The sequence below is a fragment of the Jiangella aurantiaca genome, from assembly GCF_004349105.1.
Taxonomy (GTDB): Bacteria; Actinomycetota; Actinomycetes; order Jiangellales; family Jiangellaceae; genus Jiangella; species Jiangella aurantiaca.
This window is the reverse complement of sequence record NZ_SMLB01000028.1, coordinates 65355-77722: the sequence shown is the minus strand read 5'-3', so window position 1 is coordinate 77722 and position 12368 is coordinate 65355. Positions and strand designations below refer to the sequence as shown.

Below are 12368 nucleotides of genomic sequence, written 5' to 3'. Positions count from 1 at the left end.
ACGTCGCCCCGGACGCGCTCGCCGCCGCGGCCGCCGAGATCGCCGGCCGGCCAACGCCGCGTGCATGCGGGCGAACCGGGCGACGGTGTGCGCGTCGGCGTTGGCCGGCGGGGACGCGGGCATGCCGGTGCAGCAGCCCTCTGACGAAGCCGAGCAGCCGCACATCCTGGTCGAGCACCGAGGCCGTGGCGGGGGCGCCGGCCAACGCCGCGTGCATGCGGGCGAACCGGGCGACGGTGTGCGCGTCGGCGATGGCGAGGTCGCGGAAGGACGGAAGCCTGGCGGGCCGGCCGGCGATCTCGGCGGCCGCGGCGGCGAGCGCGTCCGGGGCGACGTAGAGGACGAGGTGCTCGGAGTCGCGCTCGCGGTGGTCCGGGTCGATGGGGGTGTGCGCCTCGCCGGGCATGACGACGGTGAGCCGCCGGGCCGGGACGACGTGGTACTCGCCCCGATAGCGGATGCCGCCGGGCAGGTGGAGGTTGAGGTTGAGTTGGTAGCCGTCGTGCGTGTGCCGCGGGATGGTGACCGGCGGGCCGGGCGGGTAGCGATACCACTCGAGCAGCACGTCGCGGCGGAGCAGGCCCGTCGCGTCGGGCCGCGTGGGCGAGGTCACGCCGTCCAACCTAGCTGAGCGGTGGTCGTCACCGAGAGTGACAGCGACGGCGGCATCACGATTCCGTAACGACGAGTGGCCCCGTACCCCGCACGAGGCGGGGCCGGGGCCACTCGGTTCAGCTGGTGGTGCGTCTACCCGATGATCAGGCGGTGGTGTTGCGGCGGGCCCGGACGGCCACCGCAGCGCCGCCGGCCAGCAGCAGCGCGACGCCGCCGACGATCATCCAGGTGGTGCCGGACGAACCGGTGTCGGGAAGGTCCTCGTCACCGTCCTCGCCGTTGCCGTCGTCGTCGCCGTTCGCCACGGTGAACGTGGCCACGGCCTCGGAGTCGGACAGCTCGGGGTCGCCGCCCTCGAGGGTCGCCTGAGCGGTGATGGTGTACTCACCCTCCGGCAGGTCCTCGGCCGGGTCGAACGTCCAGTTGCCGGCGTCGTCGATCTCGAACTCGCCGGCCCACTCCTCGACGTCGTCCTCGCCCTCGGCGCGCAGGCCCAGGCGCGGCTGCGGGTCGGCAGCGGCGTCGGCCGCCTGCTCGAGCAGCAGGCCGATGGTGGCCCCGCCGAACGAGGTGCCCTCGAAGACCACGTCACCGGCGACGGTCGAGCCGTCCTCGGGCGCCGTGATCGTGACGTCGGCCGCCTCGATGCCGAGGTCCGCGACGGTGACCTCCTGAGTGTCCTCCTCGAAGGTCTGCGTCACGACGGCGTCGAACCGCACGCCGACCGGCAGGTCGCTGCCGGGGGTGATCGCCCAGGCGCCGTCCTCGCCGACCTCGGCCGTGCCGTACTCGGTGTCGCCGACCGCCAGGGTGACGGTGGCGCCGGGCTGGCCGGTGCCGGAGAACTCCGGACGCGCGTTGCCGGTGGTCTGGCCCTCGCTCGGCGAGTCGACGGCGAGCTCCTCGACCGGCGGCGCCTCGGTGACCGTCCACGAGCCCTCGGCGACCTCGGACTGCGAGTGGTTGCCGTAGAACGCCTGAACCGCGTAGGTGTGCTCGCCCGGCTCGAGGTCCTCCGGGAGCGCCACGGAGAACGCGCCCTCGGCCGTGACCTCACCCTCGACCGGCTCGCCGCCGTCGACGGAGACGGTGACGCGGTGGTTGGTGCCGGCGCCCTCGACCGTGCCCTCGAAGGTGACGGACTGGCCGGACTCGCCGCCGTCCTCCGGAGCGGTGACGGACGGCGTGTTCACCGCGACGTTGAGCTCCCACTGGTCGCCCAGGACGTCCAGCGCGTTGTACTGGCCGCCGGAGACCGCGAAGCCGATGCCGAAGGAGCCGGTGTCGCAGTCGGGGCCGAAGTCCGAGCCCGAGTTCACGCCCAGGGCGTAGTTGCCCACGATGATCGAGCCGCCGCTGTCGCCGCCCAGCATGCAGGCGTCGAAGATGAAGCCCGTGACCCTCTCACCAGTGTTGAAGTCGACGGTCTGCTCGGCGGTCTCGATGGTGCCGCAGGTCCAGCCGGAGGTCGACCCCGACTTGCAGGCCTCGGCGCCGACGACGGCGTCGATGCTGTCGTAGATGGTGATGGAGTTCTCGTCCGGGTTGCCCTGGCCGCCGGCCCAACCAGCGACCTGCGGGATGCCGTTGAAGTCGGGGTTGGTGATGTCGACCAGGCCGGCGTCATAGTTCTCGAACTCCGGGCCGAAGTGCATCGAGCCGTCGGTGATGTCGCCGATCTCGTCGCCGATGTTGAGCGGCGGCGGGTCCTCGCCCTGCGGCGGCGGGCCGATCGGGGCCTCGAGCGGCAGGTGGTACACCGGACCTGCCAGCTGCTCGTACGTCTCGCTATCCAGGCCGCAGTGACCCGCGGTCAGGAAGCGGTCGTCGCCGTCGGGCGTGTAGCCGCTGAAGCCGACCGAGCAGCGGAAGCCACTGGTCTCGTCGGCCTGTGTGAAGAAGCCGTAGCCGCCCTTGTGGTCGACCTTGGGCTCGAAGTCGTAGTCGGAGTAGTCGTGCTCGTCGGGCGGCGAGCCGATCTCGACCTTGGCGCCGACCGCCTCGGCGGCGGCGACGTCGGCCTCCGCCTCGACGTACAGGGTGACGTCCTGGCCGTCGATGACCGTGGCGTTGATGTCGACCCCGGCCTCGACGAGCTGAGCGGACACGTCAGCGGCGACCTTGGCGGCCGCCGCGTTGGCGAGGTACTCCTCGGCGGAGATGCCGAGGTCGCGCTGGATGGCCTCCACAAGGCCGGTTGGGAGCTCGTCGGCCTGGGGGGCGAACGCCTCCGCGGCGAACGTCTGCAGGGTCTCGGTGACGGTCTCCTCCTCGGCCGATGCGGCCGTGGAGGAGATGACGACGCCCGTGCTCACAAGAGCGCAGACGCCCAGCACACCGGAGACCCGTGCAGCGCCGCGACGGCGCAGCAGGGCTGTGCTCACAGTTACTCCAAAATGAAATGTCATTGACATGGAATGGACCCGGTGCTCCGCCAGCGGTGGGACTTGCCGACGGCACCCCGGAGCCTGTGTCACCCTACAGCACCGTTCTGCCGCATATTCAAGTACTCGGCACCTATCAGGGCTAATGTCCGACATCACTCTCTGTGACGAGAAATTTGAATGCTCAAGTGGTGAATAGTGCAAATCGGACGCTACTGCCGTGTTGACGGCCGGTGTCACGAAGAGATGTGCAGGTCGTACGGCGTGTCGCGGGGTCCGTCGGCAGCCGCGTCATCCGAGTCCGCCGGAGCGGTGGCACGGGGGACGCGGGTCGACGAGCGGCCTCCGGGTCGGCCGGGCCGGGGTGCCGGAGCGCGACATGTGGGCGGCCATATGGCGCGCGTATAGAGGGCGTGGGGCGTGTGGTGCTGTTGTGACTGATGGGGTCCGTAGGCCGGCCGGCGGCGGCCGGCGCCAGGCTCAGCCGGTCGCGCGGCGACGGCGCCAGGCGATCGCGGCCGCGACGGCTGCGGCCAGGACGCCCGCCGCCGCGGCCAGGACACCGCTGGGCAGGCCGTCGTCGTCGGCGCTCACGTCTGTGGCGCTGCCGATGCCGCCGCCGGAGCGGGCCGTCTCGGTGACCTCGACGATGACCGGGTTCGACGGCTCGGAGGTGAGGTCGTCGACGGACTGGGTGGCGACGATGACGTGCCGGCCGGCGGTCAGCGGGGAGTCCAGCTGGATCGTCCACGCGCCGTCGGCGCCGGCCTCGGCCCGCAGCTCCGGCGCGGCGGCGACGTCGGACCCGGCGGCCGCGACGCGGACCGACACGGCGGCGCCGGGAAGACCGGCACCGCTGAGCGTGCCGGCGTCGGTGGCGGAGATCCGGCCGGACGGCGCGCTCACCGCCGGCGCGCTCGGCGCCACGCCGACGTTGGTGACGGTGACCGTCGCGTCCGTGGCCGTGCCGGACTCCGGCGCCTCGGTGTCAGCGCTGCCGGCGCCCGTCTCGCCCGAGCCAGTGGCCGCGGATCCCGGCGTGGCCGGGGCCGTCCCGGCCGCCTCGCCGCCGGCCGCGTCCCCCTCCGGTCCGTCCGCCTCGGCCGCGATCGCCGCGGCGTCGGCGAGATGCTGCGTCAGCACGGCGTCGAACCGGCCGGCTGGGCGGGGGGAGCCGGCGCGCAGCTTCCAGGTGCCGTCCTCGCGGACAGTCGTGCGGGCGAGTTCCTCGCCACCGATGGTCAACGTGACGGTGGCGCCGGGCTCGCCGGTGCCCTCGAAGTCGAGCCGTCCCTCAGGGCTGACGTGGCCGGGGGCGGGCCAGCTCACGCCGATGCCGGCCTGCTCGGCGACCTCGAACTCGCCGGTGGTCTCCTCCGACGTGATGGTTCGGTCGCTGGTCGCGGGGCGGAGCGACGTGCGGGCCGTGTACGCGTAAGTCCCCGGATCGAGCGGCGTGCCGACCGGCACGCTCCACCGGCCGTCCGCGCCGACCCGCGCCTCCAGCTCCGGCCCGTTCTCGATCCGGACCGTCACGACGGCGCCGGCCGCGGCGTCCGCCGAGCCGGTGATCGTGGGCCTGGAGCCGGTGGTGGCGTCGTCGCCGGGCGCGGTCACCTCGGGCGCACCCACCTGGACGGCAAGGTCCCAGCCCGAGCCGTACAGCGCTTCGACCGAGTCGACGCCGGTGAGCGCGTACCCGACGCTGACGTCGTCGCCGCCCGCGGCCGGGGCGCCGTCGGCGCAGGACGGACCCGGCCAGGTGGAGCCGGAGCTCAGCCCGAGTGCGTACGTCCCGACGGTGACGGCGCCGCCGCTGTCGCCGGGCAGCACGCAGGCGTCGAACAGGAAGCCGGTGACGGACTGGCCGCTCACCGGCACGGTGGTCCGCGCGTCCAGCACGTACCCGCAGGTCCAGCCCGACGCGACGCCGGCGGCGCAGACCGGCGCGCCGGCCACGGCGCTGACGGAGTCGTGGACGGTGAGCGCGGGATCGTCGCCGGCGCCCGGGCTCCAGCCGGCCACTTCCGGCCGCACGTCGCCGTCGACGGAGATCAGCGCGGCGTCGCGCCCGTCGCCGAAGGTCACGCTGTCCGGGACGTACTCGCCGATGGCATCGCCGATCAGGCCGGGCCAGGCCACGGGGCCGCCCGACAGCGGCGCGTCCGGCGCGAGCTCGTCGACGCCCGAGGTGAACGGGCCGTCGGTCCCGGCGCCGCAATGGCCGGCGGTGAGCAGCCGCGGCTCGCCGCCGGTGTCGGTGCCGGCGAACGCGGTGGAGCAGTGGTAGTCGGCGAGCGGGGTGCGGACGGCGAGCCCGGCGCCGCCGCGGTGGTCGCCGTCGCGGCTGCGGGCGGACAGCCGCACCTGGCCGACCGGCTCGCCGCGGACCTCCGCGCCGATCGCGACGACCCGCTCGGCCGCCCGGTCGATGTAGGCCAGCTTGTCCTGCGCTCGCGCGGCGGCCAGCGCGTCGGTCAGCACGTCGCCGACCTGCACCTGCGCGCCCGTGGTGCGTGCGGCGATCGCGGCGCCGCGGTCGTCGACGGCGACGTGCAGCGTCTGGCCCTCCAGCCAGGCCGAACGGACCATGTCGCCCAGCGAGCCGACGACCTCGCCGGCCAGCCGTGCGGCCGCCGCCGTCGCCAGATACTCCTCGGGCGACTGGCCCAGGTCGCGCCGGATCGCCTCGGTCAGGCCGGCCGGCAGCGCGGCGGCCCGGTCGGCGAAGTCGGCGGGATCGAACGCGCGCATCCGGACCTCGGGCGCGGCGGGCGCGGTGTCGACCTCGAGGGCCGCGGCGGGCGCGGCGAGCGCGCCGCCGGTGGCCGCGAGCGCGGCGCCGGCGCCGAGGGCGGCACGGACACGGCGGCTGAACGAGGTTCCGTCCACCGGCGTCGCGCTTCCCTTCCGACCGAAGTCCCACGAACCGGATGAACCGGTCGAATCGCTGCTCGGCGGCACTATAGGCCGCTCCGCCGACCGAGGTTACCCATGGGGAGCCTGGCCCGGCCGTTGATGTGTCAAGAATCACCCGTACGGGCGACCCGGCATCGTCCGCCCGCGTCACGACCCCGGCCCCAGCCACGTTGATCAAGGAGAAAGGCGGCTCTGGGCCGCCTCGGAATCCGACTTTCTCCATGATCAACATGGCCGCCTGGGCGTAGGGCGCACGTCCGCTGTCACATCGTGATCGTCAACGACTCACGGGTGTGACGGCGCGGGCTCCTGGCCCTCGACCTCGAATGTCAACTCGTCGGGGTAGCAGTACCACCAGTCCTCGCCCGGCTCGAACGACCGGATGATCGGGTGGTCGGCGTGCTCGTGGGTGTGCGCCGTCGCGTGCTTGCCCGGCGAGCTGTTGCAGCAGCCCACGTGCCCGCAGGCCATGCACAGCCGCAGGTGTACCCAGCGGCCGCCGTCGCGCAGGCACTCCACGCAGCCGTCGCCCGACGGCGTGACGTCGCGGACGGTGTCCAGGTGCGAACAGGTCCTCATGGCCGTCATGCTCTCACGCACCCCCGTCACCGACGGCGAGCCCGGCCAGCCCGCGTCCGGCCAGCTCGCCGGGGACGACGGACAGCGCGAACTCGCGGTCCGCGCGCTCGCCGGCCGGGTCGAGGATCGCCGCCGCGAACTCGGTGACGTCGCCGAGCGCGCGGACGGCCCGGTAGTAGGCCAGGCGGTCCGCGTCGACCTCGACCTCGCCGTAGCCCGCGGCGAACCAGCCGATCTCCCGCTGGCCGACCGGGGCGTAGCCCGGCAGCCCGCCGACTACGAACATCAGGTCGCGCTCGGGCGGGGCGAGCGTCGCGTCGTCCCAGTCGATCAGCCAGACCGCGCCGTCGTCGCCGAGCAGCACGTTGCCCAGGTGACCGTCAGTGTGGCATACCACCGCGCGGGCCGGCCGGTCGCGCAGCCGAGCGCCCAACACTGCGGCCCGCGCGGTCAGAGCCCCAAGCAGCTCCGCGCCGCCGCGCCAGTCCCCGCGCAGCTCGCGGACCAGGTCGTCGCCGTCGCCGTCCGCCAGCCGCGCCGTCACCGCCGCCGTGGCGGCCAGCACCGCGTCCGGCCGGTGGTCCTCGACCGGCAGCCCGCCCACAACGGGGTCCGCAGGAGGCACCGCGTGCACCCGCGCGAGCAGCGCGCCGTAGGCCGTCCACTGCACGGGCGTCATAACGGCGTCGACCGCGCGGACGTCGGACACCCACGGTTGCAGCGACAGCCGCCGGCCGTCGCGCTCGCTCCACAGCGCACGACCGAGCGTCCGGACGGGCGCCGGGACGCCGTCGACCCCCAGCTCGGCAAGCCGCGCCGGTAGCAGCAGGCCGGCCGCCGAGCCGCCGCCGGTCCACTTCACGGCGTACCGCGCCGCGCCCGCCCTGACCAGCCAGACCGAGGCTGCCGCGTCGGCACCGTGGCCGATCGCCGTCACCTCGCTGAACAGGATGCCGAAGTCGGCGCTGATCCAGTCGCGGAGGTCGTCCAAACCGGGCACGAGCAGGACCGTAGGCGCCCGCCGCCGGGACCCGCCAGCGAATTACCCGGCCACGGCCAGTGTCGGCTCGTGCCGCACCGGCATCCGCACCGACGAGGCCAGGAAGCACAGCTCGTGCGCGCGCTCGTGCAGCGCCGTCGCCTCGTCCACCATGCCCGCGTCGGCGACGGTGACGACCGGGCGGAGCACCACCTCGGTGAACGCGCCGCCGCCGTCGGGGGTCATCTCCATCGTGCCGCCGGCGGTGTCCTCGTACCCGACCACCACGACTCCGCCGACCGCGCACAGGTGCAGGTACTGCAGCATGTGGCACTCCGAGAGGGCGGCGACGAACAGCAGCTCCGGGTTCCACCGGTCCGCCTCGCCGCGGAACGCCGGGTCCGAGCTGCCCGCCAGCACCGGCCGGCCGCCGGCCTCGATGGCGTGTGCCCGGGAGTAGCCGCGGTACGACGCCGTGCCGGTGCCCTGGTTCCCGGTCCAGCGGACTGTGGTCGTGTACTGGTGCCTCGTCATCGGCGCTCCTCCGTGGGTGACTACGCTGCGAGCATGACAGGCTCTCGCGTGGTCGCCGTCGGCCACTACCAGCCCGAGCGCGTCCTCACCAACGCCGAGCTGGCCACCATGGTCGACACCAGCGACGAGTGGATCCGTTCCCGCGTGGGCATCGAGACCCGCCGCATCGCCGCCGACGACGAGACCGTCGATGCCATGGCCGCGCAGGCCGCGGCGAAGGCTCTGGCCAACGCCGGCCTCGCTCCCGCCGACATCGACTACCTGGTGGTCGCCACCTGCACCGCCATCGACCGCTCGCCGAACATGGCCGCCCGGGTCGCGGCGCGGCTGGGCATGACGACGCCGGCCGCCATCGACGTCAACACCGCCTGCTCCGGGTTCACCCACGCGCTGGCCACCGCCGACCACGCCATCCGGGCCGGCGCCGCCACCCGGGCGCTGGTGATCGGGTCGGAGAAGCTGACCGACTTCACCGATTGGGCCGACCGCTCGACCTGTGTGCTGGTCGGGGACGGCGCCGGCGCGGTCGTGCTGGTGGCTGCCGACGAGCCCGAGGTCGGCCCGGTCACGTGGGGCTCGGTGCCGGAGATGTCGAACGCGGTGCGCATCGAGGGCCGTCCCGGCACGTTCGGGCAGGAGGGCCAGTCGGTGTTCCGCTGGGCCACCAGTGAGCTGCCGCGGATCGCCCGGCTGGTCTGCGAGCGCAGCGGCGTCGCGCCGGAGGACCTGGGCGGCGTGGTCCTGCACCAGGCGAACCTGCGCATCATCGAGCCGCTGGCCGCGCGCCTCGGCGCGGTGAACGCCGTCGTCGCTCGCGACGTCGTCGAGTCGGGGAACACGTCGGCGGCGAGCATCCCGATCGCGCTCTCCAAGCTGGTCGAGCGGCGCGAGGTGCCGTCCGGCGCGCCGGTCCTGCTGTTCGGGTTCGGTGGCGGGCTGTCCTACGCGGGGCTGGTCATCCGCTGCCCGTGACGGTGCCGGTGTCCGGCCGGTCCAGGCGATAGACGTAGTGGAGCGGGTCGTCGACCGGGTTGTCCGGATTCATGGGGCCCTCGGCGACGCGGCGGAACCCGGCCCGCTCCAGCGCGCGCCACGACCGCGCGTTGGCGGCGACGACGGCGACCAGCACCGCGGGCGCCCGCGGGTACGCCCGCCAGGTGTCCGCGACGACGGCGCGGATCATCGCCGTGCCAAGGCCGCGGCCGACCCGGCCGGGGTCGCCGACCAGGTAGTCGATGGTCACCGCGCCGTCAGGCACGTCGGTGAGCGCGGCGAACTCGTCGCGGTAGTCGGCGAAGTCGACCAGCCGGGAGCGCTGCACCAGCCCGACCGGTTCGCCGTCGTCCAACGCCAGCAGGTCCTCGCCCGGCTCGGTGCCGTCGGCGGTGCCGCCGAAGTCGCGGTCCAGCGCCTCGGACGTGGTCGCGTGGTTCCACCAACGGGCGACGTGCGGCTGCTCGAGCCAGCGGCGCAGCAGCGCGAAGTCGGCCCGGGTGACCGGCCGGAACGTGAGCGTCACGACCGCAGCCAGGCCGTGCACCAGGCGTCGTCGGCGCACCGGTCGCGCAGCGTTGCGAGCCCGCGGAGCACCGTCTCGCGCTCGTCGCCCGGGCCGACCGCCGCCAGCAGGTCGTCCGTCCCGGCCCGCAGCTCGCGCGTCGTGGCCCGGGCCAGCCGCCGTCCGGCCGGCGTCACCTCGATGCGGTTGGACCGGCGGTCGAGGTCGTCGACGCGGCGGAACAGCAGCGCCCGCCGCTCGAGGTCGTCGAGGTCGGCGACGATGCGGTTGCGGTCGTAGCCGATGGCGCCGACGATCTCGCGCTGCGTGCGTCCCGGCGGCTCCGCGGCCGCGCGCAGGATGGCGCACTGCCACGACGTCAGGCCGTGGCGGCGCGCGACGGACGACTCCAACGCGGTGAGCGCCTTGGCGAGCGGGAGCACCAGGCCGGCGAGGTCTTGGCCGGCCGTGCGCGTGACGGCCATGGCCCCAGCGTAGGGTAGGGGTCGGAAAGATGCCTGATCTGCGGTTTTACAGTCAGATCTCTTCGCCGGGCCGTACCGTCGACCCCGTCACCCGTAAGCCGTACTGGTCGATCACGTGGGAAGCATGGTTCTTCTCGTCCGCGTGCGCGCGGGCAGCGTTCTCGGCGGTCGAGTAGCGGGAGAAATCGCGGCTGGTCCACGGGCAGGTGGGACAGTGGGCACGATAACGAGCGACGTCCACGCACCACGACGTTAGCGGCGGCGGCGCGAGCTCGCGCGCGGAACGGCTCAATGGGTGAGACGACGCCTTCGTTCCGATGGCGCCCTTAGGGTGTGGGGCGAGGCCGCCGAGGTCGCGGCGGCAGAACAGGAGCGCGCCGTGCCCGATCCCTCCGCCGACGAGCAGCCCGCCGTCCCCGTCCGGGAGCCGGCTCCCCTGCCCGTGCGGGCGCAGATCCTGTCGACCGAGCACTGGAGTCTGCTGGCCACCCGGAACCTGGCCTGGAGCGAGAGCTTCAGCCGGGCCAGCTGGTTCCTGACCGTCGTGTCGGCGACCGTGGTGGCGCTCGCGCTGGTCGCCGACAGCACCGACTTCGGCCCCGGCTTCCGCCTGTTCGCGCTCGTGCTGATGCCGCTGCTCGTCGTCATCGGCGTGGCCACAGTCATCCGCCTGGTCCTGCTCAACAGCGAGGACGTCGAGCTGGTCGCCGGGATGAACCGGCTGCGGCGTGGCTATCTCGACCTGGCGCCCGAGCTGGAGCCGTACTTCATCACGGGCCACCGCGAGGACGTCGCCGGCCTCATGCAGACCTACGGCGTGCGCCGCACCCGGATCCCGGCCGGCCAGTACCTGTCGAGCATCGCGCTGCTGGTGAGCGTCATCGTCGCCGTGCTGATCGGCGCGCTGGCCGGACTGATCGGCGACGCGTTCGGCGCCGGCACGGAGGCGGCGGTCGGGGTGGGCATCGCGGCCGGCGTCGTCGCGCTGGCGGTGCTGGTCCGGCTGGTCGTGCGGCAGGTCAACCTCACCTGGGACCGGCGGTGACGACGGCTGCGATATCGCTGCTGGTCGGCGGCTGACGTGCTGGTGCCCGCGGTAGGATTCGAACCTACGGCCTTCTGCTCCGGAGGCAGACGCTCTATCCCCTGAGCTACGCGGGCTCGGGCCTGAGAAAGGGTATCAGCCCCGGGCCGCGCCGAGCGAACCCGTTCCGCTCACGGCAGCGTCAGGATGCGCGGCCCGTCCTCGGTGATGGCGACGGTGTGCTCGACGTGCACGCTTCGGCTGCCGTCGTCGGTCACGAGCGACCATCCGTCGTCGGCCATGTGATAGCCGTCGCGGCCGCCGGCCATGAGGCTGGGCTCGATGGCGATGACCAGCCCCGGTTGCAGCCGCAGGCCGCGTCCCGGCCGACCTTCGTTGGGCACGAACGGCTCCTCGTGCATGGCCCGGCCGATGCCGTGCCCGCCGAAGTCGTTCTGCATGCCGTACCCCGCAGCCCGGCCGACCGCGGACATCGCGTGACCGATGTCACCCATGTGCGCGCCCGGCTGGGCTGCCGCGATGCCCGCGGCGAGCGTGCGCTCGGCGGTCTCGATCAGCGCCAGGTCGGCGGCCGCCGCCGTCCCGACGACGAAGCTGATCGCGGCGTCGGCATGCCAGCCGTCGACGTGCGCGCCGCAGTCGACGCTGAGCAGATCGCCGTCGCGCAGCCGGTACGACGTCGGCAGGCCGTGCAGCATGATCTCGTTCACCGACGTGCAGATGACGCCCGGATACGGCGTGGCGCCGAATCGCGGGTGGTACCCCAGGAACGACGAGCCCGCCCCCGCGCCGTCGATGACCTTGCGCGCCAGCTCGTCCAGCTCCGCCAGCGACACCCCGGGGGCGGCGTGTGCCCGCATCTCGGCGTGCACAGCCGCCACGACGCGGCCGGCCGCGCGCATCGACTCGATCTCGGCGGCGGTCTTCAACTCGATCATGTGGCATCCTCGCGGTCTGGCGCCCGGTCACTGTCCGCGATAACTATACCGGTATTGGTATCGGAGGTGAGATGAACATCCTGCGTAGACCCAGGATGAGGCACTGTGACCTGCGTCGATGTGCTATCTCGCCCTCGGTCGGCCGTGCACTCCGATGCACAGGAGTGCACCTCGGACCCGCCCTGGCGGGCACACAACGGGCACACGGCGCCCAGCTCTGTCCGCAGCACACACCTCTCATGCGCATCCGCGAGCTGCGTATGAGGGGCGGCAGAGCAGAGGCTCCCATGGCGACAGGTCGGCTACGTTGCGCCGCTCGAGAGCGGCAGCAACGAGCGGCTGCCGTACTACCTCGACGAGTACACCTTCCGGTTCCGTCGCAACCGCGCACA

The 12368-nt window shown here is 73.4% G+C and carries 12 protein-coding genes and 1 tRNA gene; 2 read left to right on the top strand and 11 right to left on the bottom strand.

Annotated features, from left to right (window positions below):
* From E1262_RS19020 to E1262_RS18995, 6 genes are all read right to left on the bottom strand, one after another.
* Positions 1–613: AraC family ligand binding domain-containing protein (locus tag E1262_RS19020; RefSeq protein WP_203454041.1), on the bottom strand; the 613-nt coding region annotated here is incomplete at its 3' end.
* A 145-nt stretch (positions 614–758) separates the two neighbouring features.
* Positions 759–2999 carry an LPXTG cell wall anchor domain-containing protein gene (locus E1262_RS19015; protein WP_132104707.1) on the bottom strand — a complete coding sequence of 747 codons (2241 nt, stop codon included), beginning with the start codon at positions 2997–2999 and terminating at the stop codon, positions 759–761.
* 480 nt (positions 3000–3479) lie between these two features.
* Entirely contained in the window at positions 3480–5891 is a 2412-nt protein-coding gene (locus E1262_RS19010; protein WP_132104706.1) for an Ig-like domain-containing protein, read from the bottom strand.
* A 312-nt stretch (positions 5892–6203) separates the two neighbouring features.
* On the bottom strand, positions 6204–6497 hold the full coding sequence (locus E1262_RS19005) for a UBP-type zinc finger domain-containing protein (RefSeq protein WP_203454039.1): 294 nt from the start codon (positions 6495–6497) through the stop codon (positions 6204–6206).
* A gap of 13 nt (positions 6498–6510) precedes the next feature.
* On the bottom strand, positions 6511–7497 hold the full coding sequence (locus tag E1262_RS19000; protein WP_203454037.1) for an aminoglycoside phosphotransferase family protein: 987 nt from the start codon (positions 7495–7497) through the stop codon (positions 6511–6513).
* Positions 7498–7539: 42 nt separating this feature from the next.
* Positions 7540–8010, bottom strand: a complete 471-nt coding sequence (locus tag E1262_RS18995; protein WP_132104703.1) for an OsmC family protein — start codon at positions 8008–8010, stop codon at positions 7540–7542.
* A 33-nt stretch (positions 8011–8043) separates the two neighbouring features.
* Between E1262_RS18995 and E1262_RS18990 the strand changes: the two genes are divergently transcribed.
* Positions 8044–8982, top strand: a complete 939-nt coding sequence (locus E1262_RS18990) for a beta-ketoacyl-ACP synthase III (protein ID WP_132104702.1) — start codon at positions 8044–8046, stop codon at positions 8980–8982.
* Here E1262_RS18990 and E1262_RS18985 read toward each other — a convergent pair.
* The 3 genes from E1262_RS18985 to E1262_RS18975 are packed head-to-tail and all read right to left on the bottom strand — an operon-like array spanning position 8966 to position 10234.
* Entirely contained in the window at positions 8966–9568 is a 603-nt protein-coding gene (locus E1262_RS18985; RefSeq protein WP_203454035.1) for a GNAT family N-acetyltransferase, read from the bottom strand. The two genes, E1262_RS18990 and E1262_RS18985, sit on opposite strands and share 17 nt — an antisense overlap.
* On the bottom strand, positions 9526–9993 hold the full coding sequence (locus tag E1262_RS18980) for a MarR family winged helix-turn-helix transcriptional regulator (RefSeq protein WP_132104701.1): 468 nt from the start codon (positions 9991–9993) through the stop codon (positions 9526–9528). Before E1262_RS18980 ends, E1262_RS18985 begins: the two co-directional genes overlap by 43 nt.
* Before the next feature lie 52 nt (positions 9994–10045).
* Complete coding sequence (locus tag E1262_RS18975; RefSeq protein WP_132104700.1) at positions 10046–10234, bottom strand: hypothetical protein; 189 nt, start codon at positions 10232–10234, stop codon at positions 10046–10048.
* 138 nt (positions 10235–10372) lie between these two features.
* Here E1262_RS18975 and E1262_RS18970 point away from each other — a divergent pair, with 138 nt between their 5' ends.
* Positions 10373–11038 (top strand): hypothetical protein, encoded by a 666-nt coding sequence (locus tag E1262_RS18970; protein ID WP_132104699.1) that lies wholly within the window; start codon positions 10373–10375, stop codon positions 11036–11038.
* Between the two features lie 40 nt (positions 11039–11078).
* Here E1262_RS18970 and E1262_RS18965 read toward each other — a convergent pair.
* Together E1262_RS18965 and map are read right to left on the bottom strand one after the other, a co-directional pair.
* Positions 11079–11154, bottom strand: a tRNA-Arg gene (locus E1262_RS18965).
* A gap of 54 nt (positions 11155–11208) precedes the next feature.
* Positions 11209–11976, bottom strand: coding sequence for a type I methionyl aminopeptidase (gene map / locus E1262_RS18960; protein WP_132104698.1), 768 nt, complete (start codon positions 11974–11976; stop codon positions 11209–11211).
* Positions 11977–12368: the final 392 nt, after the last annotated feature.

Excerpts from the sequence above, each read along its gene's own strand:
- E1262_RS19005 (WP_203454039.1), bottom strand. The coding sequence starts at position 6,497 with ATGAGGACCTGTTCGCACCTGGACACCGTCCGCGACGTCACGCCGTCG.
- E1262_RS18995 (WP_132104703.1), bottom strand. The coding sequence starts at position 8,010 with ATGACGAGGCACCAGTACACGACCACAGTCCGCTGGACCGGGAACCAG.
- E1262_RS18990 (WP_132104702.1), top strand. The coding sequence starts at position 8,044 with ATGACAGGCTCTCGCGTGGTCGCCGTCGGCCACTACCAGCCCGAGCGC.
- E1262_RS18980 (WP_132104701.1), bottom strand. The coding sequence starts at position 9,993 with ATGGCCGTCACGCGCACGGCCGGCCAAGACCTCGCCGGCCTGGTGCTC.
- map (WP_132104698.1), bottom strand. The coding sequence starts at position 11,976 with ATGATCGAGTTGAAGACCGCCGCCGAGATCGAGTCGATGCGCGCGGCC.